This is a genomic window from Delftia sp. WSY_12, assembly GCF_043104645.1.
Taxonomy (GTDB): Bacteria; Pseudomonadota; Gammaproteobacteria; order Burkholderiales; family Burkholderiaceae_C; genus Comamonas; species Comamonas tsuruhatensis.
In genome coordinates, this window is sequence record NZ_JBICKW010000028.1 from 31327 (window position 1) to 57705 (window position 26379).

Below are 26379 nucleotides of genomic sequence, written 5' to 3' on the forward strand. Positions count from 1 at the left end.
CGCCTTCCCCCTCTCTACCCGCTGCGCGGGGGAGGGGGACGACACCCTCGGTGCGGGGCGGCCCTTCCTCGGTGTCCCTGGGATGGGCCGCGCCGGTTTCATGCGCCTGGGTGAAGCGCAAGGCCCTCGAAAGCCGATTCCCAGATTCCCTGCGTTGCTCGCGCCGGGCCCTGTACTTTCCCGCAGGAGCTTTCATGGTCCCCCCACTTTCACTTGCCGTGGCCGCCGATGATGCGCCCGCCACGCCCCGTCCCCATCTCCAGCACTTGCTCGACCAAGCCAAGGCGCAAGGCCCCATTCCCGTGGCCGTGGCCTATCCCTGTGATGCGGGCTCGCTGCAGGCCGCCATGCAGGCCACGCAGGCGGGCCTGATCACGCCGCTGCTGGTCGGCCCCGAGGCACGCATCCGAGCGGCGGCCCAGGCGGCCGGGCTGGACCTGGCGGGCGCGTCCATCCACTCCACCGCCGACGATCCACGCGCGGCGGCTGCCCAGGCGGCGGCGCTGTGCGGCAGCGGCCAGGCCCGCGCGCTGATGAAGGGCAGCCTGCACAGCGACGAGTTGCTGGGCGCCGCCGTGGCGCGCGAGGCCAGCCTGCGCGGCAGCCGCCGCGCCAGCCATGTGTTCGTGATGGACCTGCCGGGCTTCGAGCGCCCGCTGCTGATGACCGATTGCGTGGTCAACATCTTCCCCACGCTGATGGACAAGCGCGATATTGCGCAGAACGCCATCGACCTGGCCCGTGCCATCGGCATTGCCCGGCCGCGCGTGGCCGTGCTCTCGGCGGTGGAGACGGTCAACCCCGCCATTCCCGGCACCATCGACGCGGCCGCGCTGTGCAAGATGGCCGACCGGGGGCAGATCAGCGGCGCCATCCTCGACGGGCCGCTGGCCTACGACAACGCCATCTCGCTGCGCTCGGCGCATCACAAGGGCATCGTCTCCGATGTGGCCGGCCAGCCCGACGTGCTGCTGGTGCCCAGCCTGGAGGCCGGCAACATGATCTACAAGCAGCTGGTCTACATGGCCGACGCCGAATGCGCGGGCCTGGTGCTGGGCATGCGCGTGCCCATCGTGCTGACCAGCCGTTCGGACTCGGTGGCCAGCCGCATTGCGTCCTGCGCGCTGGCCGTGCTGGCCAGCGCGGCGGGCGGCAAGGAGCAGTCATGAGCCAGGTCCAAGCACAGGTGGCTGCGCAGGCGCCCGTGCCTCGCATGCTGCAGTGGCTCAGGCTCCTGCCCGGCACGGGCCTGTCGGGCGTGATCGCGCTGGCGGCGACCTTCGTCTCCACGCTGCATGGCGGGCCGCAGCTGCTGTTCGCGCTGTTCTTCGGCGTGGCCTTCCACTTCCTGAGCCAGGACGCGCGCGCCAAGCCGGGCATCGAGTTCTGTGCGCGCGGCGTGCTGCGCCTGGGCGTGGGCCTGCTGGGCGCGCGCATCACGGCCACGCAGATCGCGGGCCTGGGCTGGACCACGGCGCTGATCGTCATCGCGGCCGTGGTCACCACGCTGCTGTGCGGCACGCTGCTGGGCCGGCGCCTGGGCCTGACGCGCCCGCAGGGCGTGCTGTCGGGCGGCGCGGTGGCCATCTGCGGCGCCTCGGCGGCGCTGGCCATCTCGTCGGTGCTGCCGCGCGACAAGGACAGCGACCGCTTCACGCTGACCGTGGTGGTCACGGTCACCGTGCTGTCCACGGCCGCCATGGTGCTGTACCCGCTGGTGGCGCGCGCCCTGCATCTGCCGCCCGAGCTGGCGGGCCTGTTCATCGGCGGCACCATCCACGACGTGGCCCAGGTGGTGGGCGCGGGCTACACCATCGACCAGGCCACGGGCGACTACGCCACCATCGTCAAGCTGTTCCGCGTGTCCATGCTGGCCGTGGTGGTGGTCATGGTCTCGGCCCTGTTCAAGCGCCAGCGCGAGGCGGCGGCCGAGCAGCACCACGGCAAGAAGCCGGGCCTGGTGCCCTGGTTCCTGTGGGTGTTCGTGGCGCTGGTGGCCATCAACTCGCTGGGCTGGGTGCCGCCGGGCCTGCAGCACCAGTTGAGCGACCTGTCGCGCAACTGCCTGGTGCTGGCCATTGCGGCACTGGGCCTGAAGACCTCGTTCCAGCAACTGGCCCAGGCCGGCTGGCGGCCTTTTGCACTGCTGGTGGTGGAGACGCTGTGGATGGCGGCCTTCGTGCTGATCGCCATCGAGATCGAGATGCGCTGACGCCTGCACAGGCATTGCCGCAAGAGGCCCGCCCTGCGCGGGCCTTTGTCATGGCGCCACACATCGCTTGATGGGCATGCACCAAGATGATACATTTGCACACAAATTTTTGATCCACATCAACGCCCTACCGCGCCGTGAACGTTTTTCGCAAGCAAGCCGGCAGATTCCGCAGGCTGACCGCCACCCAAGTCCTCACCCTGCTGCGCAATCAGCAACCCCGGCAAGCCGCCCTGCTGCGGCTGCTGCCCTGCCTGTCGATGCTGGCCGTGTGCGCGGTGCTGCTCGATTCCCTGCTGCCCATTCCGCTGTGGGCCATCGCCAGCCTGACCGTGGTCATGGCCGCCTACATCGCCCACAACTGCCAGTCCTTTGTCGCCACCCAGCGCAGAAAGTCCACGCTGCGCCATCTCGCGCGCTCCTGCCTGCTGCACGCCGGCTGAAGCACAAGTGCCCCTGGGTGCCGGGCGTCAGGCACCGCCTCTGGCATAGGCCGTCAGCGCCTGGGCCACGGCCTTGAAGACCACGGCGCAGCGCTCGCTCTTGCGCAGGTCCTCGTGCATGGCCACCCAGGTATCGAGCTTCCATGAAAACGCCTGGGGCAGCACCCGCACCAGGCCCGGCTCCCGGGCCGCCAATGCCGACTGGCACACGCCAATGCCAAAGCCCGCGCGGATGGCGCCCAGCTGGGCCAGGTCGCTGTCCGAGCGCAGCGCCATGCCTTCGCGCGTGAGCATGGGAAACTGCTGCTGCATCTTTCGGATCAGGGCGCTTTCATGGTCGAAGCCGATGAGCGAATGCCCGGCCAGGTCCTCCAGCGATTCCGGCACGCCGCGTGCGGACAGATAGCTTTCATGGGCATGCAGCCCCAGCTCGATGGCGCCGATATGGCGTGCCACCAGCGCCTCCTGCTGAGGCCGGAACATGCGCACGGCCACGTCGGCCTCGCGGCGCAGCAGGTCATCCACCGCGTTGGACAGCACCAGCTCGATGCCCAGTTCAGGGTGTGCCGCGCGCAATTGCGCAAGCACAGGCGGCAGCACCTCCACGCCCACCACCTCGCTGGCCGTCAGCCGCACCGTGCCGCGCACGCCCGAGCCATGGCTGGCCGCCACGCGGCGCAGCGCGGCCGCCGTCGCGGCCATGCTGGCTGCATAGGGCTGAAGCTCGTAGGCCGCCTCCGTGGGCGCGAAGCCATCGGATGAGCGGGTGAACAGTTGCAGGCCCAGCGCCGACTCCAGCCCGTCGATGTGGCGGCCCACGGTCGGCTGCGCCACACCCATGGCCCGGCCCGCCGCTGACAGCGACCCGGACTCCAGCACCTGCAAAAAACTGCGATACCACTCCCAGTGGGGTTCCGACATCACTCATCCATTCATTTATGCATGGACACCAGAGAATTCTAGGCAATTTTCTTTTTGCAGCGGGTTGCTGACACTGAGGCTGTCACCACAGGACCCAGCCCATGCCATCCATTGCACTCTTCGGCGCCGCAGGCGCCATCGGCCAGAGTCTGGCCGCCGCGCTCAGACAACAGGGCCGCACCTACCGCGTGGTCGGCCGCAACGCAGCCAGCCTGCGCCAGACCTTCGGCGCCGACCCGCTGGCCGAGATCGTCCCCCTGGAACCCGGACAGCACCGGCTCCGTCGAGGCTGCCGCCCACGGCGTGGACACGCTGGTCTACCTGGTGGGCGTGAACTACTGGCAGTTTCAATTGCATCCCGAGCTGATGCGCAAGACGCTGGAAGGCGCCATTGCCGCGGGCGTGCGCCGCATCGTGCTGATCGGCACCGTCTATCCCTATGGAAAGGCGCAGGCCCATGCCGTGAAGGAAGACCATCCACGCAACCCGCATACCTTCAAGGGCCGCATGCGCAAGGCGCAGGAAGACCTGCTGCTGCAGGCCCACGCACAGGGCCGCATCGAGGCCGCCGTACTGCGCCTGCCCGACTTCTACGGCCCGGGCGTGCACAACAGCCTGCTGCACGGAGCCTTCGAGGCGGCGGCCCGTGGCGGCCGGGCCGACATGATCGGCCCGCTGGACCGTCCGCACGAGTTTGTCTATGTGCCTGATGTGGGCCCCGTCGTGGCGCGCCTCATCGACACGCCGCAGGCATTCGGCAGGGTCTGGCACCTGGCTGGCGCGGGTGTGACCACGCAGCGCGACATCGTCTCCGAGATCGAACGCCTGAGCGGCAGGCCGTTGAAACTGCGCGTTGCAGGCAAGACCGCGCTGCGCCTGGCCGGCCTGTTCAACCCCTTCATGCGCGAGCTGGCCGAGATGCACTACCTGCTGACCGATCCGCTGATCATGGAGGACTCCGCCCTGCACGCCCTGCTGGGCCCCATCGCCAAGACGCCCTATGCGCAGGGCATACGCGCAACGCTCAACGCCGCCATGGCAAGTGCCGACTCACACTTGGCTGCGGCCTGAGCCTGGCCTGCAGCCCGAAAACAAAAAAGCCCTGACAGCAAAACTGTCAGGGCTTTTGTCTATCTGGCAGGGGAGGAAGGACTCGAACCCTCGCATGCCGGAATCAAAATCCGGTGCCTTTACCAACTTGGCGACTCCCCTAGAAGACCTAAATTCTAATACGTTTTTTTGGCCCGAAATCCAAAATTCCAAAAATTTCGACACCGCCAAAGTTGTCTTCATGGCGCGGCCAGGGCTCCCTCAAGACAGCGGAGTATCGCCTCCCGCCCCATCGCCGTGAAACAGCCAATGAAGACAAACACGGACTCCGAGACCCTGGCCCCATGCAGGCTGGCAATGCGCAAGCGCCCACCCACCACGTGGACTTCCTGGACGCTGTCCTGCCCGCCCAGCCGCACGATGCCCTTGGCCCGCAACAGGGGGACAGGCAGCGTACGCAGCGCCTGCCGCAACCGCTGCCGGTCAAAGCAGCGGCGCGTTGCGTAGGAAAAGCTGCCCACATCGGCCATGCCGGCCATGTTCCCGGTCTGGCTTTTCCAGGAGCCGCCCGCTTGCAGCAGGCCTTGCGGGCGGCGTGGCGAGGCAGCCGCATCAATGAACACGGCCAGCGGTATCTCGCCATGGCGGGCCGCCAGCACCACGGCACCGGGCGCCATGCCGGCCACGCGCGCGGCCACCTTTTCGGTGGCACATGCGCCGGCCAGATCGGCCTTGGTCAGCACCAGCACCGTCGCGCCCGAGATCTGGCGGCGGACCATGTCGCCGACCAGCGGGTCGCACAGTTGTTCATCGACGTCCTGGACATCCACCGCCACCAGGATGGCGTTGAGCTGCAGTGCGGGGTCGAGCATGCCGACCTGGGCGATGCGCACGGGGTCGGAGACGCCGCTGGCCTCGATGACCAGCAGGTCCGGCCGGTCGGGCCGCGCACCCACGGCGGCCAGGGCCTCGGCCAGCCGGCCGCCGATGGAGCAGCAGATGCAGCCGTTTTCCAGCTGCAGCACGTCGCTGCTGCGTGTGCGGATCAGGGCGGCGTCGATGTTGATCTCGCCGAAGTCGTTGACCAGCACGGCCACGCGCAGGCCATCGGCGCGCTCCAGCAGCCGGTTGAGCAAGGTGGTCTTGCCCGCGCCCAGGTAGCCGCCCACGACGACCATGGAAATGGGCACCCGCTGCGCCGCGGCGGCCGGCGTGCTCATGGCGCTGACCCGGGCGCGGGGAAGATGCGGCCGCCCAGCACGGTGCCCCAGACCTTCACGTCCTTGAGGGCCGCTGGCGCCACCGCGCGGGGATCGTCCTCCAGCACGGCGAAGTCCGCCAGCTTGCCGGGCTCGATGCTGCCCACGCGCCGCTCCAGTTTCAGGGTACGGGCCGCGCCCATGGTGATGGCATGCAGGGCATCGTCCACCGACAGGCGCTCGGCCTCGCCCAGCACGCGGCCTGAAGCGGTTTCGCGTTGCACGGCGCACCAGGCGGTGAACAGGGGGTGGATGGGGGTGATGGGCGCATCGGAATGCATGGCGAAATCCATGCCCAGGCGCCGCGCCGTGCCCGCTGCATTCATGCGCGAGGCCCACTGCATGCCCACGGTCTGCTCGGCGTGGGCATCGCCCCAGTAATAAAGATGGTTGGAGAAGAAGTTGACGCACATTCCCAGGCGCGCGGCGCGCTGCAGCTGGGCGCTGCTGGCCAGCTGGCAGTGCTGCAGGGTGTGGCGATGGTCGGCGCGCGGGTGCCTGGCCAGCAGGTCCTCGATCACATCCAGCACCACCTCGGTGGCCTCGTCTCCGTTGGTGTGGATGTGCAGTTGCAGACCGGCCAGGTGGAAGGGCTCGAACAGCGCGGGCAGCTGCGACGGCGGAATCAGCCACAGGCCGTTGGGCTGCCCGCCCGCATAGCCGGGAGCGCGCAGGCGCGCCGTGAAGCCCTGGATGGAGCCGTCCACGATGAACTTGACGGGGCCGAACTGCAGCTTGTCGCTGGCCGAGGACGCCGCTGCAGCATGCACGCGCGCAGCACCGCCTTCCGGGTTGCGCTGCGGCGCGAAGGCCGGGACGATGCGCAGCGGATAGGCCGCGTCGCCCGTGACTTCGCGCAGCGCGGACAGGCCCTGGGGCGAGAGATCGCTGACCAGGTCGGTGGCCGTGGTCACGCCCGCGAGCTGGGCCACGCGGCCGAACTTCCAGATCGCCTCGCGCTGCTCGGCGGCGGCCAGCGACAGCGCGCTGCCGATCACCTTCTGCACCGGATACATGGCGGCGAACTCCTGCAGCTCGCCGGTGGGCTGGCCCTCGGCATCTTTGTGGATGCCGTCGATGTCGGTGTCCTCGTCGATGCCGGCCAGCGCCAGCATGGCCGAGTTCACATTCATCAGGTGCACGCTGGCATGCAGGATGACGATGGGCCGCGTGGCGGAGACACGGTCCAGCTCGCGCACCGACAGCCGGCTGCTGCCGAAGAGGATGGGATCGAAGCCCCAGGCCAGCAGCGTGGCCTGCGCATCGGGCAGGGCACGCTCGGCCTCGGCCAGGCGCGCCAGCACGGCATCCAGCGTGCGCAGGCCGGGCCACAGGCGGCCCTCGGGATCGCGCCGATCGAAGTAGCCCAGGTACACGGCCTCCCACATGGCGCCTTCCATCAGGTGGCTGTGCGCCTCGATCAGGCCGGGCATGAGGACCTTGTCGTGCAGGTGGTCGATGCGTTCGGCCTCGGGCCAGGCAGCCATGTCGGCCTCCTGGCCAACGGCCAAGATGCGGCCGCCCTGCACGGCCACATGGGTGGCCTGCGGCTGGGCCGGGTTCATGGTGAGGATGGTGCGCGCCACAAAGACCTGCGTGCGCGCGTTCTCGTCGTGGTTCATGGTGGTGGTCTTTTTCAGGCGGCCTTGACGCGCGCGGCACCCGGCAGATAGTGGACGATGGCCGTGACCAGCAGGTTCAGCGCCAGGCTGATGAAGCCCAGGTTGATGCCGCCGAAATCCGGCTGCTGGATGTACAGCGCAATGGCCAGCGCCTGGCCGCAGGCAATGCCCAGGGCAACGGCCATGGGCCGGATGCGCCAGCCGAAGAGGATGGCCATCATTCCGGGGAAGAACTGCGTCACGCCGTAGTAGGTGGTGTTGATCAGCGTCAGCATCAGGTTGGGCGTGAGCAGCGTCATCACGATGGACAGCACCAGGTAGATGACGATCACCACCTTGGCGCCCTGCTTTTGCTTGGCCTCGGGCAGGCCGGGCAGCAGGTTGCGGGCCACGATGGGGCCGATGGCCAGGCAGATGCCCGCCAGCACCAGCAGGCCCGACAGCGCGGCGCCTGCGGCCACCAGGCCCAGCAGCCAGTCGGGCAGCAGTCGCACGGCAGCCGCGAAGAAGGCCTCGTTGGGCGATGCCAGCTGCAGGTTCTGGCTGATGGCGTAGTACGAGGCCAGCACCAGGAACGGGTACATCAGCATGTACAGCGGCATGGCGATCTGCGTGCGGCGGATGGTGTGCGAACTCTTGGCCGTGAAGAAGTTCTGAACCGCGAACGGCATCATGTAGAAGCCCAGCGCCTGGAACAGCATGGTGCTCATGGAAAAGCGCAGCTGCGTATCGGTCATGTGGTTGCTGACCTTGGCGCTGGCGGCGGTGAACACATCGCCCACGCCCGCATGCCAGCCCACGGCCACGCCCGTGGCGATGATGGCCACCACCATGAGGATGTCCTTGAGGATGGCGATATAGGCCGAGGCGCGCACCCCCGAGATGGCGATGTAGGTGAAGGCCAGGCCCGCAGAGATCAGCAGCAGGTGCAGCGGCTGGAAATTCCATCCCAGGCCCTTGAGCGCGGCCACCAGCCCCGTGAACTGCAGCTGGCCCCAGGGCAGCAGGAACAGGATGGCCGAGCCGGCCACGATCAGCTCCAGCGCACGGCTGCCGAAGTGGCCCTTGAACAGGTCCGGCAGCGTGATGGCGTTGTGCCGCAGCCCCGCCTTCCAGATCATGGGGCCGAGGAAGTAGCCCAGCGGATAGGCCAGCAGGATGTAGCCCAGGAACCAGACGCCATATGTCGGCCCCTTGGCGTAGATGCCGCCCGGAAAGCCGACCATGGTGCCGATGCTGTAGATCTCGCCGGCGGCCAGGAAGAACACCAGGTAGGCGCCGAACTGGCGGGAGGCGACGAAGAAGTCATGCACGCTTTGCGCACCCTTGCCCGTGCGCGAGCGGATGGCCAGGTACAGGGACAGCGCGATGAAGCCCAGAAAGACTGCGGTGGTCATGGCGGTGCTCCCTTCAGGCGGACTGCGCGTCGTCGGCTTCGTGGCGGTCGAACATCAGCCAGCACACGAGCATGCACAGCGACGTCAGCACGAACCACATGAAGATCCACAGGTAGATGAAGGGCACGCCCAACACGAAGCGATCGACGGACGCGACCCAGGGAAGCAGGCCGATCACCGCGATGTACGGGATGCCTATGCCGATGAACAGCTTGAGCATGGTTTGTCTCCTTTTGCTCCGATGAAAGAGTTGGCGGTTGTGGCCGCTCTATAGAACATTTCAATGTCCCTGGATGCGATCTTAGGAAGCGCCTACCTATAATTCAAATGAAAAATTTGCCAACAAACCATGAGGACTCCGCATGGATACACAGAAGCTGCGGCACCTGCTGGCCATCGTCGAGCACGGCACCTTTTCCGACGCAGCGCGCGCCGTGCATCTCACCCAGCCGGCGCTCAGCCGCAGCATCCGCGCGCTGGAAGATGAACTCAGGGCGCAGCTGTTCGACCGGGGCGCGCGGCGCGCCCGGCTGACAGTGTTTGGCGAGCTCGTGGCCGAGCGTGCACGCCGCATGCGGCTGGAGGAAACCCAGTTGCGGCGTGACCTGGAGTTGCTGCGCGGCGGCCAGGAAGGCGCGCTCGCCATTGGCGTGGCGCCCGCGCCCGCGGCACTGCTGCTCAAGCCCTTTCTGATCCACATGGCGCAGGCGCATCCGCGCGTGAAGGTGCGCGCCGAAATGGGTGCCACCAGCGCATTGCTGCAGCTGCTGCGCAACGAATCCATCGATGCCATCGTCGGCGACGCCTACGTGCTGCGCGCCGCCGATGACGTGGAGATGGAACTGCTGGGCGAGCTGCCAGCCGGCCTGGTCTGCCGCGCGGGCCACCCCGTGCTGCAAAACCCCGGCATGGACGAGATCCGCCGCTACCCGCTGGCCACCACCACGTTGAGCACGGCCATGGCGCGGCAGCTGGCCGAGCTGTGGGGCGAAGGCGCCGAGCCCGACAAGCTGTTCACCCTGCACTGCAACGACCTGGACCTGCTGCGCGGCGTGACCCTGGCCACGGACACCTTGCTGTTCGGCGTGCTGTCCATCACCCGCAAGGAGCGCGCCAGCGGCGCCATGGCCGAAGTGCCCCTGCCCGCCGATCCCCGCCGATGCGGCCGCTACGGCATGGCGCGCATGGCCGCGCGCACCCTGTCACCGGCGCTGGACACGGCCTACGCCTTCACACGCACGCACTGGCGCGAGCTGTCGGAGCACGATCAGGAGCCCGGTTGATCGACGCTCAGCCGGCCGCCGGGGCCTGTGCATGTGCCTGTGCATGCGCCAGGCCCAGCGGCAAGGTCTGCGCGCGCAGCCAGTCCAGCACCAGGGCGAAGCTGGCCTCGTCCTGCACCGGCCGGGGCGACATAAGCACGTAGTGCGAGCCATCGGCCACGAAGCCGCGCGGCGCGCACAGCGTGCCGCTGGCCAGGTCATCGGCCACCAGTGCCAGCGGGCCGATGGCGACGCCGGCCCCGGCCACGGCGGCCTGCAGGCTCAGGTAGAAATGCTCGAAGCGCACCTCGCGACCGGCCCGCAGCGGCACGCCGGTCAGTTCGCTCCAATGCCCCCATGCGTCCGGCCGCGACTGCGTATGCAGCAGCACCCCGCCCAGCGGCCCTGAGCGTGCCAGCGCCTTGGCAAGCGCGGGCTTGCAGACGGGCCCCACGCGCTCTTGCAGAAAGGGCTCGGCCACCACATCGGCGCCCATGTCGAAATCCGCGCGGCGTATGGCCAGATCAATGCCCTCGCGCGCAAAGGGCACGGAGCCGCCGGCCGATACCAGGCGCAGCTCGCGCTGCGTGCCGATCGCTTCCTGCAAACCACCCAGACGCGGAATCAGCCAGCGCATCAAAAACGTGGGCTCGCACGACAGCACCAGCGGCCGGTCCGGCCCTGCCGCCTGCCGCGCGCGGCCCAGCGCGCCGCGCAGGCGCTCCAGCGCCAGGGCCACCTCCTCGGCCAGCACGCGGGCCGTGGGCGTGGCAATGATGCTGCGGTTGCTGCGCTGGAACAGCGCAAAGCCCAGCGCCTCCTCCATGTCGCGCACGGCACGGCTCACGGCGCCATCGGTCAGGTGCAGCTCGCGCGCGGCCTTGGAGACACTGCCATGGCGCACCGTGGCCTCGAAGGCGCGCAGGGCAGACAGCGGCGGCATGTGGACGGGTGCGGGCATGGCAGTGGCGGCTCTAGACAGGTGGAACAGCGGACTTTCAGTTGAACATTGCTCAATTGAATGATGAGTCTATATCGATTTATTACTGGAGCATCTTCATGCAAAGTAAGCCCATCGATTGAGGTTTCAGCAAGAACCATGAAGCACTCCAGCCCCAACTCCGCCAACCCCTCGGCCAGCACCCCGACCAGCGCGCCCCTGGCCATCACCATGGGCGATCCATTGGGCATCGGGCCCGAGATCATCGTCAAGCTGGCAATGGACCCTGCGCGGCCCTGCACGCCGTTTCTCGTCATCGGCGACATCGCCCGGCTGCAGCGGGCGGCCGATGGGCTGGGCGTCCATCCGCAGATCCGGGCCATCGAGACACCGGCCCAGGTCCCTGCCCTGGTGCCGCCCGCCACGCTCTTCGTGCTGCAGACCGGCGAGGACCTGCCGCCGGACCTGCCCTGGGGCTGCGTCGATGCACGCGCCGGCGCGGCCTGCCATGCCTATATCCAGCGCGGCATCGACCTGGCCCTGGCTGGCGACGTCTCGGGCCTGGTGACCGCCCCCATCCACAAGGAAGCGCTGCGCGCGGCAGGCTGCCCGCATCCGGGCCATACAGAGATGCTGGCCGAGCGTTCCGGCACACGCGACTTCGCCATGATGCTCGCCAATGATGAGCTGCGGGTGCTGCTGGTCTCCATCCATGTGCCGCTGCAGCAGGCCATCGCCTCCGTGACCATGGACAACGAGCTGCGCGCCATTCGCCTCGCGCACCAGGCCTGCCGCGCGTTCGGCATCCCCCGGCCCCGGGTGGCCGTGGCAGGGCTCAATCCGCATGCCGGTGAAAACGGTCTGTTCGGGGACGAGGACCGCTCGGTGATCATCCCCGCCATTGCCGCCGCGCGCGCCGAAGGCATCGACGCCAGCGGCCCCTGGCCCGGCGACACGGTCTTCATGCGGGCGCGCCGGGGCGAGTTCGACGTGGTGGTCGCCCAGTTCCATGACCAGGGGCTGATTCCCGTGAAATACCTGGGTGTGGAGCAAGGCGTGAACATCACCGTGGGCCTGCCCTTTGTGCGCACCTCGGTGGACCATGGCACGGCCTTCGACATCGCGGGCACGGGCCGCGCCGACCACGCCAGCCTGGCCTGTGCGCTGCGCCAGGCGGCAGCCATGGTGCAGGCCACCCGTACCGGTGCCAGCGCACGAATGCAACGCCCGGACTTCATCTTCATGCTCACGCAGCAGGACAGGACCATTGCCGATGCGCGCGAGCGGCTGCGCGAGGTGCTGGCCCAGGGCGTTCGCCATGTGGGCTTCAAGGACATCGGCCTGCCCCTGCCCGAGCTGCATGCCCTGGCCCGGGACATCCGTGCGGGCGGCGCCAGGGTCTATCTGGAGGTTGTCAGCCTCGACGAGGCCAGCGAAGTGGCCTCCGCCCGCGCGGCGGTCGACATCGGGGTGGACGTGCTCATGGGTGGCACACGGCCCGAGGCGGTGCTGCCCGTGCTGCGCGGCAGCGGCATTGCGTACTACCCATTTCCCGGCAAGGTGAGCGGGCATCCGAGCGTGCTTTCAGGCCCGGTACAGGACATCGTGGCCAGCGCCCGCCGCATGGCGGGGCTGGACGGCGTGCATGGCCTGGACCTGCTGGCCTACCGCTTCCACGGCGATGTGCCGGCCCTGATCAAGGCCGTCTGCGATGCGGTGGACAAACCCGTGGTCGTGGCCGGCTCCATTGATCGCAGTGAACGCATCGCGGCCGTGCTGGCCGGCGGCGCAGCGGGCTTCACGATAGGCACTGCCGCCTTCGAGGAGACTTTTCCGGCCGCGCGGCCTGGGCTGGCGGCGCAATTGCAGGCCATACAGGCGCTGGTGGACTGACGCCGGCCATGCCGGCTATGCCGGCCCGCGCCTCGCACGCCGGGGTCACGGTCCAGCAGCAGCTGCAGCGGTTTCGCCCACCGGTGCCCGGGCGTTCTCACAGCCCCAGGTACAGGGCCAGCAGCGAAACGGCGGCCGGCACGGCCTGCACCCAGAGGATCTTGCGGCTGGCGGTGGCGGCGCCATACAGGCCTGCCACCAGCACGCACAGGAGAAAAAAGTACTTGAACGCCAGGCCGTCGGCGCCCTGCGCCAGCCCCCAGATCAGCCCTGCGGCGAGAAAGCCGTTGTAAAGCCCCTGGTTGGCGGCCAGCGTCCTGGTCTGCTGCGCAAATTCCGGCGTCAGCCCAAAGGCCTTCCTGCCAGCCGGCCGGTCCCAGAGAAACATCTCCAGCACGAGAATGTAGACATGGATTGCGGCGACGATGCCTATGAGAACGTTGGCCATCTGGGTGGATAGGAAAGTGGACAGGCCCCTGTATACGGGATGCATCCGCCGCCGTCCATGCCCGCCGCGCCACACATGGCCTGCAACGGCCTGCCCGTGTCACCCGGAAGACTTGCTGCCGGGTGGCACGGGCTTTTCCACTGGCTTTTGCGCACTCTCTGCCGGCGCCACGGCACCTGCGGCCGCACCGCCCAGCGCACCGGCCACGCTGCCTACCGTGCCGCCCACCACCACACCCACCGGGCCTGCAATGACCGCACCGGCGGCAGCGCCGGCAGCGGCTCCGGCCAGTACGCCGCCGCCGATGAACACCGAGCGTGACTCGCGCTGCGCATCCTGCGGCGACAGCTGGTACTGGGCAGCTGCCTCGGGGTCCTGGGAAGGTACGCCGTGGCCCGGTCGTGCCTGTTCGGCCAGGTCTTCGTCCTCCACCGCATCTGCAGACACCGGCGGGATGGATGGCTTGTTGCTTGCATTCATGGGAATCTCCTTCGGGGATGGACCGTGGACGCGGGACTGCATCCGCTGCATCCCTCTTGCAGTTTTCGTTGTACGCCTGTGCCCGCCAGGCCGACGCCGGCCCAGGCTGCGCTGCCGCGTCAGCAAAGGGCCGCAGCTGCGCAGACCTTGACTACAAGGGCTCGTAGGACCTGGCCTCCGGCGCCCAAGGACCCTCCTACGCCGGTCGCGGCGCACCGACTACCCGGAGCACTTCATTGCGGTCCTAAGCTGGAACCCAGAAGCACACAGGCTTCGACTTCGCCAGGCGATGCACGGGCTTTGAAGGGGCCGCCTCCCGCGCCTTTTCCCATGCCGCATCGCCCAGCCGCCAGATGCACAGCGTCGGCGTGCCAGCACCAACCCACTCAATGGAGAGCCTCATGGTCACACCCAACACCGTATCGAGCGTCATTTCTTCCGAAACCGTCAGCGGCACCAATGTCTACAACCCCGCAGGCGACAAGCTGGGCAGCATAGACACGCTGATGATCGACAAGCTGTCCGGCAAGGTGCGCTACGCCGTGATGGAATTCGGCGGCTTCCTGGGCATCGGCACGGACCGCTATCCGCTGCCCTGGGAATCCCTCAAGTACGAGCCCGACATGAACGGCTACGTGGTGTCGCTCACGCGCGAGCAGCTGGACAACGCGCCCCGCTATGAGCGCGACACGGCACCGGCCTACACCGATGAATATGGACGCCGCGTGAACGATTACTACGGCGTGCCCTACCTGTAAATCCCGACCCTTGCGGTCTTTGACACAGCCCCGTTCGCGGGGCGTTTTCTTTGGTGCGGATAGCTGGCCAAGGAAGAACGCCCTGCGCGACTTCACTCCCTCATTCCAGGAGAACTCCCATGAATACCACCCCACCGGCCATCGACTACAAGGCCTGCATGGATGCCTGCCAAGCCTGCATCATTGCCTGCAATACCTGTGCCGCCGCCTGCCTGAAGGAAACAGACGTCCAGATGATGGCCGCCTGCATTGCCCAGGATCTTGAATGCGCGCAGGTCTGCGAACTGGCCGTGGCCTCAATGGCGCGCCAAAGTCCGCATGTCTCAGACATCTGCCGCCTGTGCGCCCGGATCTGCCAGGCCTGCGCCGACGAATGCGGCAAGCATTCCCACGACCATTGCCAGACCTGCGCGGCAGCCTGCCAGCAATGCGCCATGTCCTGCAATCTCATGGGCATGCAGTCGCATTGACGCCGCTGGCCTTTGTCACGACAGCCGGCCAGGCGCCCATCCTGCAAACCGGCAGGAAAAAAAGCCACCGGCGCTGTCGTCATCCGCCCTATATCGGCAGCCTTCGGCGCTGCCTACACTTTGATGCATATCCACGCACAAAGGAGATGGGCATGGCACTGAACATCAGCATAGAACAGCGGTTCCTTACCCTCCTGGGCCAGTTGAAGCACATGCCTCCCTGCTCATCCCGCCAGGAAGCGCACGACATGCTCCTGCTGCTGTGGATGCGCATCTGCGAAGGCGCAGGCGCGCGCAGGCAATTGCTCAACAGCATGCGCCAGCGCACGCTGTGCGCAGAGCACGGCTGGAAAAACCTCGACAAAAGCCCCTGCTACTGGGATTCGGAGACCACGCCGGGCATCCGAATCTATCTGCATGCCAATGGCACCATCGTCATTCAAAGACAGGGCGGAGCGCAGGATTCCGAAATCCTGCACTTCAGCAGCCACCGGGAGTTTGTCGAGGCGTAGACAAAGGCCTCGCGCTCTATCCCGAACAATGGCGAAATATTGAAAAACCTAGGTGCAAACACCGACGATGTCCCACATGCGACATCGACCCTGTCTCCATAAAATGCGTCATTGTGTAGCACACTATCCATGAGGAACATATGACAGCAGATTACAAAACCCTGCTCAAGCAAAAGAGCGAGCTTGAGGCACGGATTGCCGAAACGCTGAAGGCGGAGAAAGGCGGAGTCATCGCCAAGGTCCGAGAACTCGTCCATGAGTTCGGATTGACCCACGACGACATCTTCAGCGCCCGCAAATCCAAGTCCGCCAACATTGGCGTGCCGAAATACCGGGACCCCGCCACCGGAGCCACCTGGACGGGACGGGGCAAGCCGCCGCGCTGGATCGAAGGCAAGGACCGCAAGGCCCTCGAGATCTGAGCATGGCCCGCCAACGCGGGCATTTTTTATGGCGGCCCCAATCGCCCGGACTCTCGCCAGGCAATGCCGGAAACAGAAAAACCCAGTGCTATTCACATAGCACTGGGTTTCATGTTTCTGGCGGAGAGGGAGGGATTCGAACCCTCGGTACGTTCGCACGTACGCCTGATTTCGAGTCAGGTACAATCGACCACTCTGCCACCTCTCCGCAGCGTCGAAGCTGAAATTATAGCCTAAAAATTCAGGCCTTCAGCAAAGTCTGTCCACCCATGTACGGGCGCAGCGCCTCGGGGATGGTCACCGAGCCGTCGGCGTTCTGGTAGTTCTCCAGCACCGCCACCAGCGTGCGGCCCACGGCCAGGCCGGAACCGTTGAGGGTGTGCACCAGCTCGTTCTTGCCCTGGGCATTCTTGAAGCGCGCCTGCAGGCGGCGCGCCTGGAAGGCCTCGCAGTTGGAGACCGAGCTGATCTCGCGGTAAGTGTTCTGCGCAGGCAGCCAGACTTCCAGGTCATAGGTCTTGGCCGAGCCAAAGCCCATGTCGCCCGTGCACAGGCTCATCACGCGGTAGGGCAGGCCCAGCTTCTGCAGCACGGCCTCGGCGTGGCCGGTCATCTCTTCCAGCGCCTCGTAGCTCTTTTCCGGATGCACGATCTGCACCATCTCGACCTTGTCGAACTGGTGCTGGCGGATCATGCCGCGCGTGTCGCGGCCATAGCTGCCGGCCTCCGAGCGGAAGCAGGGGCTGTGGGCCGTGAGCTTGATGGGCAGCTGGTCCTCGGCCACGACCACGTCGCGCACGAAGTTGGTCAGCGGCACCTCGGCCGTGGGAATCAGGTAGAGCGCCGCGTTGTCGGGCACGGGCTCGCCGTCCTGGCCGCCCTTCTTGGCGGCGAACAGGTCGCCCTCGAACTTGGGCAACTGGCCCGTTCCCTTGAGCGAGTCGGCATTGACGGCGTAGGGCACGTAGCACTCGGTGTAGCCATGCGAGTCGGTCTGCAGGTCGATCATGAACTGCGCCAGGGCGCGGTGCAGGCGGGCGATGGGGCCCTTCATCACGGTGAAGCGCGAGCCCGACAGCTTGACGCCCATGTCGAAATCCAGGCCCAGCGGCTGGCCCACGTCCACATGGTCCTTGACCTCGAAATCAAAGGTCTTGGGCGTGCCCCAGCGGCGCGCCTCCACATTGCCGCTTTCGTCCGCACCGACGGGCACGCTTTCGTGCGGCAGGTTGGGCACGGCCAGCAGCATGGCGTGCAGCTCGCCCTGGATCTGCTCCAGGCGCGTGGCCGACTGGTCCAGCTCGGTCTTGAGGCTGCCGACTTCGGCCTTGGCGGCCTCGGCAGCGTCCTTCTCGCCCTTGCCCATCAGCATGCCGATCTGCTTGGACAGCTGGTTGCGCTTGGACTGCAGCTCCTCGGTCCGTGTCTGCAGGGACTTGCGCTCTGCTTCCAGGGACTGGAAGGCCTCCACGTTCAGGAAGGCCTGGGGCTTTTTGCGGGTCTCCAGCCGTGCGACGGCCGAGTCAAGGTCTTTGCGAAGAAGAAGGATATCGAGCATAGCCGGCAATTTTAGGCGGTATCGCCATGGCAGCGCCCGCCCCTGGGCGTTGGGGGTCTTGCCGCTACAGAAATCCCGCGCCGGCGCCGATACTTCCAATATGCCGCCCACAGCGGTTTGCGCACCCGGGAGCACCCATGTTTTTTGTCTTCGGTCCCAACGGACAGATGTTTCGCGGTCCCGCCGAGCGGCTGGGCCAGGTGGCGCCCGTGCGCCGCGTACAACGCCCGCAGGCCCTGCGCACACGCTCGGCCGATGTGATGGCGGGCGACGCCACCGCCTCGTTCCCCGCCATCCTGGCCGACCTCGCGGGCCAGCCTGCCGGCGCGCCGGAGCCCGCGCCGCGGCTGCGCGGCGCGGTCGATGCCTATCTTTCCACGGAAAAAGGCCCCAGCCAGCCACGCCAGCCCCTGCAGACCGTGGCCGACGTGATGAGCCACGAGGCCGTGACGGTATCGCCCGAGGCCGGCGTCAACGATGCCTGGCGCGTGCTGGCCGAGCATGGCGTGGCCCAGGCCCCCGTGCTGGATGCCGGTGGCCGCGTGGTCGGGCTGCTGCTGCGTGCCGACATGGCGCCGCTGGACCTGCTGCCCGAGCCCGGTGCGATCAAGGACGCCATTGCCCTGGCGCGCCGGCCCGTGAACGAGGTCATGATCTCCCCCATTCCCACGGTGGCCACCACCACCGACCTGCGCCGCGTGGCCGGCGTGCTGCTGGAGACCGGCCTGCCGGGCCTGCCCGTGACCGATGAGCAGGGCCTGCTGGCCGGCTTCATCAGCCGCACCGACATCCTGCGCGCCGTGGCCTCCGATCCGCCGCTGGATCTGTGGAGCTGAGGCTTTCGGCCCCACCATGCAAAACGGGCGCCAGGCGCCCGTTTGCTTTTTCGCCAATGCCCGCTGCGCCTGCGGTTCAGCCGCCCGTCTCGGGCTGCTTGCCCACGGAGATCTCCAGCCCCGTGGCCGCGTCGATCTTCAGGCCCTTGGGCAGCGGGAACTTCACGGTCTCCTCGATGCCATCCATCTTGCGCACCGACAGCGCGCCCAGCTGGCGCAGGCGCTGGATGACCTCGTCCACCAGCACCTCGGGCGCCGAGGCCCCGGCCGTCAGGCCCACGCGCCCGGCATTGGCAAACCATTCCTCGCACAGCTCGCCCGCGTTGTCCACCATGTAGGCGGGCGTTCCCAGGCGCGCGGCCAGCTCGCGCAGCCGGTTGCTGTTGGAACTGGTAGGGCTGCCCACGACGATGAGCACATCCACCTGCGGCGCCAGCACCTTGACGGCGTCCTGGCGGTTTTGCGTGGCGTAGCAGATGTCCTGCTGCTTGGGCTCGCGCACCTGCGGAAAGCGGGCGCGGATGGCCGCCGTGATGCCGGCGGCATCGTCCACCGACAGCGTGGTCTGCGTGACCACGGCCAGCTTCTCGGTCTGGCGGGGGGCGACACGGGCCACATCGGCCTCGTCCTCGACCAGGTGGATGCCCTCGGACAGCTGGCCCATGGTGCCCTCGACCTCGGGATGCCCCTTGTGGCCGATCATCAGGAACTCGTAGCCTTCCTTGGCGAGCTTGGCCACTTCCACATGCACCTTGGTCACCAGCGGACAGGTGGCGTCGAAGATGGAGAAACCGCGCCGCCGCGCCTCTTCCTGCACCGCCCGGCTCACGCCGTGGGCGCTGAACACCAGGGTGGCGCCGGGCGGCACGTCGTCCAGCTCCTCGATGAAGATCGCTCCCTTGGCCTTGAGATCGTTGACCACGAAGGTGTTGTGCACGATCTCGTGGCGCACGTAGATGGGCGCGCCGAACTTGGCCAGCGCACGCTCCACGATCTCGATGGCGCGGTCCACGCCGGCACAGAAGCCCCGGGGCTCGGCCAGCAGGATTTCCTGGGGCGAGGTCGAATCCAGCACCTCAGAGCACCCCGATGATCTGCACTTCGAACGTCACCGGCTGGCCCGCCAGCGGGTGGTTGAAGTCGAACAGCACGGCGCCGTCCTCGCGCACCTGCACCACGGCACCCGCGTAGCTGCCCAGGCCGTCGGGCGTGGGGAACTGCACCACATCGCCGGGCGCGTACTGCTCGTGCGGGTCGCCCAGCTCGTTCATCAGCTTGCGCGCCACCCACTGCATCATGTCGCCGTTGCGCTCGCCGAAGGCTTCGCCGGCCGGCATCTCGAACGTGGTGCGCGTGCCTTCGGCCAGGCCCAGCAGGCGCTGCTCGACGGCGGGCGACAGCTCGCCCGCGCCCAGGGACAGCGTGGCGGGCTTGTCGTTGAAGGTGTTGATCACATCGCCTGCAGGCCCGGACAGGCGGTAGTGCAGCGTGAGGAACGAGCCGGCCTGGACCGTGGGGTGGGCCGGGGAAGAAGCGCTAGAGGTCATGGAAGTCCCGATAAACTGGCCCGTATTGTAGAAAAACATCCATGTCCCCACGCCCCGTGCAACGGTGCCCCTGCGGCGCCCCTCACCTGGCTGAACCATGGCTCTCAAAGACCTGCCCGCCCAGGCCCAGCCGCGCGAAAGGCTCGCGGCACACGGCCCCTCGGCGCTTTCCGACATCGAACTGCTGGCCATCGTGCTGCGCACCGGCATGGCCGGCAAGGGCGTGCTGCAGCTGGCCCAGGAACTGCTGCAGCTGCCCGGCCGGCCCGGCCTGTCCGGGCTGCTGCAGGCCGGGCACGCCGACCTGAAGGCCATCAAGGGGCTGGGGCCTTCCAAGTGCGCACAACTCCTGGCCGTGCTCGAACTGGCGCGCCGCGCCACGGCCGAGCAACTGCGCGAGCGCCCTGCCCTGGCCTCGCCCGAGGCCGTGGCGCGCTACCTGCAGCTGCACCTGGCGGCACGCCAGCACGAGGTGTTCGCCGTGCTGTTCTTGGACAGCCAGCACCGGCTGATCGCGCTGGAGGAGATGTTCCGCGGCACGCTCACGCGCACCAGCGTCTACCCCCGGGAAGTGGTGCTGCGCGCCCTGCACCACCACGCGGGTGCCGTCATCCTGGCCCACAACCACCCCAGCGGCCATGTCCAGGCCAGCGCTGCGGACAGGGCCGTCACGCAGAGCCTGCAGGCTGCCCTGGGCCTGATGGACATCCAAGTGCTGGACCATGTGATTGTCGCGCCGGGCGCCGCGCTGTCCATGGCGGGCCAGGGGATGCTGTAGGACCCCGGCTGGGCCCGCCATGGCCGCCGGGGTGCCGAAATTGCGGTACAACCGGCGTCACCATGACTTTGAAAGCCACCAGCCTGCAGGACCTCGCGCCAGTGCGCCGCGCACTGGCCGAAGCCGCCGCCCAAGAGGCCCTGCTCCAGCAGCAGCGCGCCGAGGCGGCGCGCCGCCTCCTGGCCGAGCAAAAGCTGTTCGAAAACACCGTGGGCCCGGTGCATGCGCTCAAGTCCGCGCACGCCCGCCACCTCCATGCCCCCGAGCCCCCCGAGCCGCTGCCCCTGCAGCTGGAGCTGGACGAGCAGCGCGTGCTGCAGGAGGCCATGAGCGACGAGTTCGACGTCAGCACCCTGCTGGACACCGACGACCAGCTCAGCTTCCGGCGCCCCGGCATCGGCCTGGACGTGACCCACAAGCTGCGCGCCGGGCAGTGGAGCATCCAGCGCCAGCTGGACCTGCACGGCCTGCGCGTGGACGAGGCGCGCGAGGCGCTGGGCCAGTTCATCCGCCTGTCCCACCGCACCGGCATACGCTGCGTGCGCGTGGTGCACGGCAAGGGCCTGGGCTCGCCGGGCAAGACCCCCGTGCTCAAGGGCCGCGTGCTGCGCTGGCTGGTGCAGAAAAAGGAAGTGCTGGCCTTTGTGCAGGCCCGCCCGGCCGAAGGTGGCGCGGGCGCCCTGGTCGTCCTGCTGCAGCCGGGCAAGCGCCAGCTGTACTGAGGGCGTGGATGGCGTGAGCGGTGATGGGGCTCAGGCCGCGGCCACCGCCGTCGCCTTGCGCGCCCGACCTATCACCAGCGCCATCACCGCCGCCACCAGGCAGGCCAGGCCGGCCGCATACAGCGCGGGCGTATAGGTCAGCAGCAGGGTGCGCGTCAGGCCTGCGCCCCAGGCAGCGGCGGCCGCGCCCAGCTGGTGGGCCGCGAAGATCCAGCCGAACACCAGACCCACCTTCTGCGGCCCGAAATGCTGGGCCGTGAGCTTGACCGTGGGCGGCACCGTGGCGATCCAGTCCAGCCCGTAGAACATGGCGAACAGGCCCAGGCCGTAGAAGGTGAACTCCGAATGCGGCAGCCAGAACAGCGACAAGCCGCGCAGCCCGTAGTACCAGAACAGCAGCTTGCGGTTGTCGTAGCGGTCCGACAGCCAGCCCGACAGCACGGTGCCCACGAAGTCGAAGGCCCCCATCATGGCCAGCACCGACGCGGCGGGCACCGCGCCCATGCCGTTGTCGCCGCACAGCGAGATGAAGTGCGTCTGCACCAGGCCGTTGGTGGACAGGCCGCAGATGAAGAAGGTGCCCGCCAGCAGCCAGAAGGTGCGGTTGCGCGCGGCCTCGGCCAGCACCTTGAAGGGCGTGCCGAAGTTCATGGCCATGGCCGGCGGCGGCGGGGCCGAGGCATCGCCGCCAAAGGGCACCAGGCCCAGGTCCGAAGGCCGGTCCCGCACGAACAGCAAAGCCAGCACGGCAATCAAGGCGCTGGCCACGAACACCGGCACCGTGGCCGAGCGCCAGCCCCAGTGCTCGATCATCCAGGCGGCCAGCGGCAGGAAGGCCAGCTGCCCCGTGGCCGCACTGGCCGTGAGCACGCCGATGACCAGGCCCCGCCGCGCCGCAAACCAGCGGTTGGCCACCACGGCGCCCAGCACCAGCGCCGTCAGGCCCGTGCCCATGCCCAGCAGCAGGCTCCACAGCAAAAACAGATGCCACAGCTGCGTGGCCTGCGTCACCATCGCCATGGCGCCGCCCACCAGGGCCAGGCCCATGCACATCACCGCACGCAGGCCGAAGCGCTCCATCATCACCGCCGCAAACGGCCCCAGCAGGCCGAACAGCGCAAAGCGCAGCGCCAGGCTGCTCGAAATCTGCTCCGTACTCCAGCCGAACTCGCGCGACAGCGGCTGCAGCATGGCGCCCGGCAGGCCCAGCGCCGCCGACATGGTCAGCATGGTGAGGAAAGTGATGGCTGCGACCAGCCAGCCGTAGTGGATGCCGCGCCGCTGCAGCCAGCGCGCCGTGGAGTTGGAGAGCATGGGAGTCTCTTCGGGGGTTGGGAATTCGGTAGGGCCTACGCCTGCGGGCCGTCTGCAGCGTTGCCATCGCCATCGAGCAGCACCAGGCATTCGTCGATCAGCGCATGCAGGGCCGCCACGCGCTCCAGGCCCACGCGGGCGTTGAGCTCGTTCTGTGCGGTCTTCCAGCTTTGCTTGGCCTCTTCGCGCTTGGCCTGGCCCGCGTCGGTGATGTGGACCAGGCGGCTGCGCTGGTCCTCGCCCTGGCCCATGCGCACCCAGCCGGCGTCGATCAGCGGCTTGAGGTTGCGCGTCAGCGTCGAGGCGTCCATGCGCATGCGCCGCGCCAGGTCCGAGGGCCGCACCGGACCGGCGGCCAGCACATGGCTGAGCAGCGAGTACTGCGTGATGCGCAGCCCCGTCTCGTTCAGATGGGCGTCATACACCTGGCCCACGCTGCGCATGAGCTGGCGCACGCGGTGGTTGGTGCAGCCCTGGGGCACGGCGAGGATGTCTGGATTCACTGGCATGGCGCAGATTATTGCATATACAACTGTTGTAGATACAATAATATCCACGCCGCCATCCCAGACAGCCTGGCACCCGCATTTTCCCAATGAAAGAGAGACATTCCATGGACACCCGCACCCACTCCCCGGAGCAGGCCGCCCACAGCCTCACCTCCAGCGCCACCACCGGCGCCATCTCCCCTGCCCTCCAAGCCTGGCTGGACGAGGAACAGGCGGTCACCCTCCGGCTGGACGCCGGCCCCGGCGCAGGCGTATCGCGCCCCGACCAGGTCGCAGGCCGCAGCGGGCTGGAGCTGATGCAGGCCATGCTGCGCGGCGAGCTGCCCTACGCGCCCATTGCACGCACGCTGGACTTCATGCTGATTTCCGTGGGCGAAGGCAGCGCCGTCTTCCAGGGCCGCCCCGGCGCCAACCACCTCAACCCCATGGGCACGGTGCACGGCGGCTGGTTCGCCACCTTGCTGGACTCGGCGCTGGGCTGCGCCGTCCACACCTGCATGCCGCCGGGCCGGGGCTACACCACGGCCGAGCTGGGCGTGAACCTGGTCAAGGCCCTGACCCCGCGCGTGCCGCGCGTGCGCGCCGAAGGCCGCGTGCTGCACTGCGGCCGCCAACTGGCCACGGCCGAGGCGCGCCTGGTCGGCCCCGATGGCACGCTCTACGCCCACGCCACGACCACCTGCCTGGTGTTCGAGATGCCGCCTGCGCGCTGAAGCCCGTTCGGCACAAGCAAAAAAGCCCCGTGCCAGATGCACGGGGCTTTTTTGTTGCTTGCCTGCCGGAACTTACTTCGACAGATCCAGGCGGTACTTGGACGTGCCCTTGCCCGAGCCGTCATCGGCCGCCACCAGCGAGATGTTGGCCAGGCCCGCCGCCTGCGCCACCGGCAGCGCGTTGGCGCCGGAGCTGAACACCACGTTGGCCGAGGTGGCCACCTTGGTGAAGCGCCAGCTCTTGGCCGCGCCATTGGCAGCACGCGTGATGCTGCCGTTCTTGCGCACGTAGCCGATCACCACGTCGCGGTTGGCGTCCGGCGAGGCCCAGATGGCGCTGGAGCCGTCGAGCTTGGCGATGAAGCTCTTGCCGCTGGTGGCGCGGTAGTTGTTCGTGGCGATCACGAACTCCTGCGCCGGGTCGATGGCCTTGCCCAGGTACTGCAGGTTCTTGATGCGGCTGCCCACGGGCTGGGTCACGTCGATCTCGTACTGCACATCGGCCGTGGTGAACATGTCGAAGTTGTAGCCCGGGAAGGTGCTGATCAGCTGCTGCTCACCCGTCTTGGCCGGGTCGATCTGATTGAAGCGCTTGGCAGCGGCCTCCAGCCAGTCCTTGATGTCGGCGCCATTCACCTTCACCGCATACACGGTGTTGGGGTACAGGTACAGGTCGGCCGCGTTGTAGATGGCCAGCGGGCCCACGGCCACGTCGGTGTAGTCGGCGCCGCCCTGGAAGCCCGACTTGAACGGCGCGCTCACCGACAGCACGGGCAGCTGCGCGTACTGCGGCAGGCTGGCCTTCACATAGTCGGCCACATAGTCGCGCTGCGCCTGGTTGACGATCTGGATGGCGCCCGGGTCGCCCACATCGGCGAACAGCGTGCTCATGCGGAAGTCCGTGCTGCCGATGGGCGTCTTCACGTACTGGATGGCGGCCTGGTGCTGGCTCTCGATCAGCGGCGCCACCGTCGGGTCCACCGCCACGTAGGTGGCCTTGCCTGCGGCGTCCTTGCCGGTCTGGATATTGCGCAGCTCGCTCTTGCCCGCGCTCTTGTCCACGCTCCACTGCTTGCCGTCCCACTTGAGCGCCAGCTGGATCACGCCCAGCGCCTTGCCCCAGGAACTGGCCATCACCGACTGCACGCCGTTGATGGTGCCCGCCTTGTTGTCCACGCCCGCCTGCGTGAACGCCGGCGTGGCCGCCGCATCGGGGAACACGCTGTGCTGGTGGCCCATGACCATGGCGTCGATGCCGGCCACCTTGCTCAGGTGCAGGCCGGGGTTCTCCATCGTCGGCGAGTAGGCCGCGCCATCCAGGCCGCCGTGCAGCATGGCCACCACCACATCGGCGCCCTTGGCGCGCATCTCGGGCAGGTACTTCTGGGCGGACTCCACGGCGCCTTCGGTGTAGAGCTTGCCCTCCAGATAGCGCTTGTCCCAGTTCATGATGCCCGGCGTGGTGAAGCCGATCACGCCGATCTTGATGGGCAGCTCCACCGCCTTGCCATCCTTGTCCTTGGCCGCGATCTTGCGCTCCAGAATCACGTAGGGCTGCACCAGCGGCTGCTTGGTCTTGCTGCTGTAGACATTGGACAGCGCCATGGGAAAGCCATTGCCCGCGCACTTGAGCGCCTTGTCCACGCCGTCCACGTCCAGGCCGCCACCCAGCACCTGGTTCAGGAAGGGCAGGCCGTAGTTGAACTCATGGTTGCCCAGCGTGCCCGCATCGAAGCCCAGCGCGCCCATGGCCTTGTACATGGACAGCTGCTGCGTGCAGGGGATCTTGGCCACCTCGGCCTCGTAATCGGCCAGGGCCGTGCCCTGGATGGTGTCGCCGTTGTCCACCAGCAGCGTATTGGCAAACTCCTTGCGCGCCGCACGCACCAGCGTGGCCGTGCGCTCGAAGCCGTAGGAGGCATCCTCGGCCAGCTTGAAATAGTCATAGCTGCGCACGTTGAAGTGCAGATCCGTGGTCTCCAGCACGGCCAGCGTGGCCGTCGCGGGCTGGCTGGCCACCGGGGGCGTCGTGCTGTCATTGCTGTCGCTGCCACCGCAGGCGGCCACCAGCGCGGCGCTGGCCAGGACGCTCAGCGCCAGGCGGCGGGACAGGAGCAGGGATTGCAATGTGGGGAGGTTGCTCAGCGGCATGTGGTTTTTGTGGGGGTGGTGAAGGGGGGGAGTTTGTTGGTGGGGGTTTACAGGGGTGTGACAGCTGGTCTGTTCTGGTCTGGTCTTGGTCAGGTGCTGTTTTTTGTCCCTGCCGGGGGGTTGTTTTTCGAGGCCGGGTTTCGGCCCGGCGGCCGACCTACT

At 67.7% G+C, this 26379-nt stretch carries 27 protein-coding genes, 2 tRNA genes and 1 pseudogene; 14 read left to right on the top strand and 16 right to left on the bottom strand.

Annotated features, from left to right (window positions below):
* Positions 1-194: 194 nt before the first annotated feature.
* From ACF8LI_RS17595 to ACF8LI_RS17605, 3 genes are all read left to right on the top strand, one after another.
* A complete protein-coding gene (locus ACF8LI_RS17595) occupies positions 195-1169 on the top strand; it encodes a bifunctional enoyl-CoA hydratase/phosphate acetyltransferase (RefSeq protein ID WP_392413600.1) in 975 nt (324 codons plus the stop codon).
* Entirely contained in the window at positions 1166-2212 is a 1047-nt protein-coding gene (locus ACF8LI_RS17600; RefSeq protein WP_016450079.1) for a YeiH family protein, read from the top strand. Before ACF8LI_RS17595 ends, ACF8LI_RS17600 begins: the two co-directional genes overlap by 4 nt.
* A gap of 137 nt (positions 2213-2349) precedes the next feature.
* A complete protein-coding gene (locus ACF8LI_RS17605) occupies positions 2350-2655 on the top strand; it encodes a hypothetical protein (RefSeq protein ID WP_016450080.1) in 306 nt (101 codons plus the stop codon).
* Between the two features lie 27 nt (positions 2656-2682).
* On the opposite strand, the gene ACF8LI_RS17610 is transcribed toward ACF8LI_RS17605, so the two are convergent.
* Positions 2683-3576: a LysR family transcriptional regulator gene (locus tag ACF8LI_RS17610; RefSeq protein WP_016450081.1), complete on the bottom strand. Its 894-nt coding sequence runs from the start codon at positions 3574-3576 to the stop codon at positions 2683-2685.
* 101 nt (positions 3577-3677) lie between these two features.
* On the opposite strand from ACF8LI_RS17610, the pseudogene ACF8LI_RS17615 reads away from it, so the two are divergent.
* Positions 3678-4647: pseudogene (locus ACF8LI_RS17615) on the top strand (NAD-dependent epimerase/dehydratase family protein).
* A 64-nt stretch (positions 4648-4711) separates the two neighbouring features.
* Here ACF8LI_RS17615 and ACF8LI_RS17620 read toward each other — a convergent pair.
* The 5 genes from ACF8LI_RS17620 to ACF8LI_RS17640 all read right to left on the bottom strand — a co-directional run bounded on the left by ACF8LI_RS17620 (position 4712) and on the right by ACF8LI_RS17640 (position 9124).
* Positions 4712-4788 (bottom strand) — tRNA-Gln (locus tag ACF8LI_RS17620).
* Positions 4789-4865: 77 nt separating this feature from the next.
* A complete protein-coding gene (locus ACF8LI_RS17625; protein ID WP_392413602.1) occupies positions 4866-5846 on the bottom strand; it encodes a CobW family GTP-binding protein in 981 nt (326 codons plus the stop codon).
* Positions 5843-7507 carry an amidohydrolase gene (locus tag ACF8LI_RS17630; protein ID WP_392413603.1) on the bottom strand — a complete coding sequence of 555 codons (1665 nt, stop codon included), beginning with the start codon at positions 7505-7507 and terminating at the stop codon, positions 5843-5845. Before ACF8LI_RS17630 ends, ACF8LI_RS17625 begins: the two co-directional genes overlap by 4 nt.
* 14 nt (positions 7508-7521) lie before the next feature.
* A complete protein-coding gene (locus ACF8LI_RS17635) occupies positions 7522-8904 on the bottom strand; it encodes a sodium:solute symporter (RefSeq protein WP_016450085.1) in 1383 nt (460 codons plus the stop codon).
* Positions 8905-8917: 13 nt separating this feature from the next.
* Complete coding sequence (locus ACF8LI_RS17640; RefSeq protein WP_046240982.1) at positions 8918-9124, bottom strand: DUF3311 domain-containing protein; 207 nt, start codon at positions 9122-9124, stop codon at positions 8918-8920.
* A gap of 142 nt (positions 9125-9266) precedes the next feature.
* Between ACF8LI_RS17640 and ACF8LI_RS17645 the strand changes: the two genes are divergently transcribed.
* Positions 9267-10187, top strand: coding sequence for a LysR family transcriptional regulator (locus tag ACF8LI_RS17645; RefSeq protein WP_047219220.1), 921 nt, complete (start codon positions 9267-9269; stop codon positions 10185-10187).
* A 7-nt stretch (positions 10188-10194) separates the two neighbouring features.
* Here ACF8LI_RS17645 and ACF8LI_RS17650 read toward each other — a convergent pair whose 3' ends face one another.
* A complete protein-coding gene (locus ACF8LI_RS17650; RefSeq protein ID WP_392413606.1) occupies positions 10195-11127 on the bottom strand; it encodes a LysR family transcriptional regulator in 933 nt (310 codons plus the stop codon).
* Between the two features lie 138 nt (positions 11128-11265).
* Here ACF8LI_RS17650 and pdxA point away from each other — a divergent pair, with 138 nt between their 5' ends.
* Positions 11266-12999 (top strand): 4-hydroxythreonine-4-phosphate dehydrogenase PdxA, encoded by a 1734-nt coding sequence (gene pdxA, locus ACF8LI_RS17655; RefSeq protein WP_392413608.1) that lies wholly within the window; start codon positions 11266-11268, stop codon positions 12997-12999.
* 97 nt (positions 13000-13096) lie between these two features.
* Here pdxA and ACF8LI_RS17660 read toward each other — a convergent pair whose 3' ends face one another.
* The gene (locus ACF8LI_RS17660) at positions 13097-13447 is read right to left on the bottom strand and encodes a DUF1304 domain-containing protein (protein WP_017407778.1); all 351 of its coding nucleotides are present in this window, start codon (positions 13445-13447) and stop codon (positions 13097-13099) included.
* A 99-nt stretch (positions 13448-13546) separates the two neighbouring features.
* Positions 13547-13927 carry a hypothetical protein gene (locus ACF8LI_RS17665; protein WP_016450091.1) on the bottom strand — a complete coding sequence of 127 codons (381 nt, stop codon included), beginning with the start codon at positions 13925-13927 and terminating at the stop codon, positions 13547-13549.
* Between the two features lie 401 nt (positions 13928-14328).
* Here ACF8LI_RS17665 and ACF8LI_RS17670 point away from each other — a divergent pair, with 401 nt between their 5' ends.
* The 4 genes from ACF8LI_RS17670 (at position 14329) to ACF8LI_RS17685 (ending at position 16089) form a co-directional block, all read left to right on the top strand.
* A complete protein-coding gene (locus ACF8LI_RS17670; protein WP_016450092.1) occupies positions 14329-14685 on the top strand; it encodes a PRC-barrel domain-containing protein in 357 nt (118 codons plus the stop codon).
* Between the two features lie 119 nt (positions 14686-14804).
* The gene (locus ACF8LI_RS17675) at positions 14805-15155 is read left to right on the top strand and encodes a four-helix bundle copper-binding protein (protein WP_016450093.1); all 351 of its coding nucleotides are present in this window, start codon (positions 14805-14807) and stop codon (positions 15153-15155) included.
* Positions 15156-15307: 152 nt separating this feature from the next.
* A complete protein-coding gene (locus tag ACF8LI_RS17680) occupies positions 15308-15667 on the top strand; it encodes a hypothetical protein (protein WP_016450094.1) in 360 nt (119 codons plus the stop codon).
* A 140-nt stretch (positions 15668-15807) separates the two neighbouring features.
* Positions 15808-16089, top strand: a complete 282-nt coding sequence (locus ACF8LI_RS17685; RefSeq protein ID WP_016450095.1) for an H-NS family nucleoid-associated regulatory protein — start codon at positions 15808-15810, stop codon at positions 16087-16089.
* 118 nt (positions 16090-16207) lie between these two features.
* On the opposite strand, the gene ACF8LI_RS17690 is transcribed toward ACF8LI_RS17685, so the two are convergent.
* Positions 16208-16297 (bottom strand) — tRNA-Ser (locus tag ACF8LI_RS17690).
* A gap of 33 nt (positions 16298-16330) precedes the next feature.
* Entirely contained in the window at positions 16331-17647 is a 1317-nt protein-coding gene (gene serS, locus ACF8LI_RS17695) for a serine--tRNA ligase (RefSeq protein WP_016450096.1), read from the bottom strand.
* A 137-nt stretch (positions 17648-17784) separates the two neighbouring features.
* Here serS and ACF8LI_RS17700 point away from each other — a divergent pair, with 137 nt between their 5' ends.
* A complete protein-coding gene (locus ACF8LI_RS17700) occupies positions 17785-18483 on the top strand; it encodes a CBS domain-containing protein (RefSeq protein ID WP_096915443.1) in 699 nt (232 codons plus the stop codon).
* A gap of 76 nt (positions 18484-18559) precedes the next feature.
* On the opposite strand, the gene ispH is transcribed toward ACF8LI_RS17700, so the two are convergent.
* Both ispH and ACF8LI_RS17710 read right to left on the bottom strand, forming a co-directional pair.
* Positions 18560-19558, bottom strand: coding sequence for a 4-hydroxy-3-methylbut-2-enyl diphosphate reductase (gene ispH, locus ACF8LI_RS17705; RefSeq protein WP_392413611.1), 999 nt, complete (start codon positions 19556-19558; stop codon positions 18560-18562).
* A 1-nt stretch (position 19559) separates the two neighbouring features.
* Positions 19560-20030, bottom strand: coding sequence for a peptidylprolyl isomerase (locus ACF8LI_RS17710; RefSeq protein ID WP_016450099.1), 471 nt, complete (start codon positions 20028-20030; stop codon positions 19560-19562).
* Positions 20031-20127: 97 nt separating this feature from the next.
* Here ACF8LI_RS17710 and radC point away from each other — a divergent pair, with 97 nt between their 5' ends.
* A complete protein-coding gene (gene radC / locus ACF8LI_RS17715; protein WP_016454292.1) occupies positions 20128-20808 on the top strand; it encodes a DNA repair protein RadC in 681 nt (226 codons plus the stop codon).
* A gap of 62 nt (positions 20809-20870) precedes the next feature.
* Complete coding sequence (locus ACF8LI_RS17720) at positions 20871-21530, top strand: Smr/MutS family protein (RefSeq protein ID WP_013803859.1); 660 nt, start codon at positions 20871-20873, stop codon at positions 21528-21530.
* Between the two features lie 30 nt (positions 21531-21560).
* Here ACF8LI_RS17720 and ACF8LI_RS17725 read toward each other — a convergent pair whose 3' ends face one another.
* Positions 21561-22844, bottom strand: a complete 1284-nt coding sequence (locus tag ACF8LI_RS17725; protein ID WP_392413612.1) for an MFS transporter — start codon at positions 22842-22844, stop codon at positions 21561-21563.
* A gap of 35 nt (positions 22845-22879) precedes the next feature.
* The gene (locus tag ACF8LI_RS17730) at positions 22880-23353 is read right to left on the bottom strand and encodes a MarR family winged helix-turn-helix transcriptional regulator (protein WP_071954544.1); all 474 of its coding nucleotides are present in this window, start codon (positions 23351-23353) and stop codon (positions 22880-22882) included.
* Between the two features lie 104 nt (positions 23354-23457).
* Here ACF8LI_RS17730 and ACF8LI_RS17735 point away from each other — a divergent pair, with 104 nt between their 5' ends.
* Entirely contained in the window at positions 23458-24066 is a 609-nt protein-coding gene (locus ACF8LI_RS17735; RefSeq protein WP_197945145.1) for a PaaI family thioesterase, read from the top strand.
* 72 nt (positions 24067-24138) lie between these two features.
* Here the strand turns inward: ACF8LI_RS17735 and ACF8LI_RS17740 are convergent, their stop codons facing one another.
* Positions 24139-26217 (bottom strand): bifunctional 2',3'-cyclic-nucleotide 2'-phosphodiesterase/3'-nucleotidase, encoded by a 2079-nt coding sequence (locus ACF8LI_RS17740; protein WP_088166282.1) that lies wholly within the window; start codon positions 26215-26217, stop codon positions 24139-24141.
* Between the last annotated feature and the right edge of the window lie 162 nt (positions 26218-26379).

Excerpts from the sequence above, each read along its gene's own strand:
- ACF8LI_RS17650 (WP_392413606.1), bottom strand. The coding sequence starts at position 11,127 with ATGCCCGCACCCGTCCACATGCCGCCGCTGTCTGCCCTGCGCGCCTTC.
- ACF8LI_RS17645 (WP_047219220.1), top strand. The coding sequence starts at position 9,267 with ATGGATACACAGAAGCTGCGGCACCTGCTGGCCATCGTCGAGCACGGC.
- ACF8LI_RS17710 (WP_016450099.1), bottom strand. The coding sequence starts at position 20,030 with ATGACCTCTAGCGCTTCTTCCCCGGCCCACCCCACGGTCCAGGCCGGC.
- ACF8LI_RS17725 (WP_392413612.1), bottom strand. The coding sequence starts at position 22,844 with ATGCTCTCCAACTCCACGGCGCGCTGGCTGCAGCGGCGCGGCATCCAC.
- ACF8LI_RS17625 (WP_392413602.1), bottom strand. The coding sequence starts at position 5,846 with ATGAGCACGCCGGCCGCCGCGGCGCAGCGGGTGCCCATTTCCATGGTC.
- ACF8LI_RS17675 (WP_016450093.1), top strand. The coding sequence starts at position 14,805 with ATGAATACCACCCCACCGGCCATCGACTACAAGGCCTGCATGGATGCC.
- ACF8LI_RS17670 (WP_016450092.1), top strand. The coding sequence starts at position 14,329 with ATGGTCACACCCAACACCGTATCGAGCGTCATTTCTTCCGAAACCGTC.
- ACF8LI_RS17700 (WP_096915443.1), top strand. The coding sequence starts at position 17,785 with ATGTTTTTTGTCTTCGGTCCCAACGGACAGATGTTTCGCGGTCCCGCC.
- ACF8LI_RS17600 (WP_016450079.1), top strand. The coding sequence starts at position 1,166 with ATGAGCCAGGTCCAAGCACAGGTGGCTGCGCAGGCGCCCGTGCCTCGC.
- ACF8LI_RS17640 (WP_046240982.1), bottom strand. The coding sequence starts at position 9,124 with ATGCTCAAGCTGTTCATCGGCATAGGCATCCCGTACATCGCGGTGATC.
- ACF8LI_RS17740 (WP_088166282.1), bottom strand. The coding sequence starts at position 26,217 with ATGCCGCTGAGCAACCTCCCCACATTGCAATCCCTGCTCCTGTCCCGC.
- ACF8LI_RS17660 (WP_017407778.1), bottom strand. The coding sequence starts at position 13,447 with ATGGCCAACGTTCTCATAGGCATCGTCGCCGCAATCCATGTCTACATT.
- ACF8LI_RS17630 (WP_392413603.1), bottom strand. The coding sequence starts at position 7,507 with ATGAACCACGACGAGAACGCGCGCACGCAGGTCTTTGTGGCGCGCACC.
- ACF8LI_RS17685 (WP_016450095.1), top strand. The coding sequence starts at position 15,808 with ATGACAGCAGATTACAAAACCCTGCTCAAGCAAAAGAGCGAGCTTGAG.
- pdxA (WP_392413608.1), top strand. The coding sequence starts at position 11,266 with ATGAAGCACTCCAGCCCCAACTCCGCCAACCCCTCGGCCAGCACCCCG.
- ACF8LI_RS17680 (WP_016450094.1), top strand. The coding sequence starts at position 15,308 with ATGGCACTGAACATCAGCATAGAACAGCGGTTCCTTACCCTCCTGGGC.
- radC (WP_016454292.1), top strand. The coding sequence starts at position 20,128 with ATGGCTCTCAAAGACCTGCCCGCCCAGGCCCAGCCGCGCGAAAGGCTC.
- ACF8LI_RS17665 (WP_016450091.1), bottom strand. The coding sequence starts at position 13,927 with ATGAATGCAAGCAACAAGCCATCCATCCCGCCGGTGTCTGCAGATGCG.
- ACF8LI_RS17595 (WP_392413600.1), top strand. The coding sequence starts at position 195 with ATGGTCCCCCCACTTTCACTTGCCGTGGCCGCCGATGATGCGCCCGCC.
- ACF8LI_RS17730 (WP_071954544.1), bottom strand. The coding sequence starts at position 23,353 with ATGCCAGTGAATCCAGACATCCTCGCCGTGCCCCAGGGCTGCACCAAC.
- ACF8LI_RS17720 (WP_013803859.1), top strand. The coding sequence starts at position 20,871 with ATGACTTTGAAAGCCACCAGCCTGCAGGACCTCGCGCCAGTGCGCCGC.
- serS (WP_016450096.1), bottom strand. The coding sequence starts at position 17,647 with ATGCTCGATATCCTTCTTCTTCGCAAAGACCTTGACTCGGCCGTCGCA.
- ACF8LI_RS17735 (WP_197945145.1), top strand. The coding sequence starts at position 23,458 with ATGGACACCCGCACCCACTCCCCGGAGCAGGCCGCCCACAGCCTCACC.
- ACF8LI_RS17610 (WP_016450081.1), bottom strand. The coding sequence starts at position 3,576 with ATGTCGGAACCCCACTGGGAGTGGTATCGCAGTTTTTTGCAGGTGCTG.
- ACF8LI_RS17635 (WP_016450085.1), bottom strand. The coding sequence starts at position 8,904 with ATGACCACCGCAGTCTTTCTGGGCTTCATCGCGCTGTCCCTGTACCTG.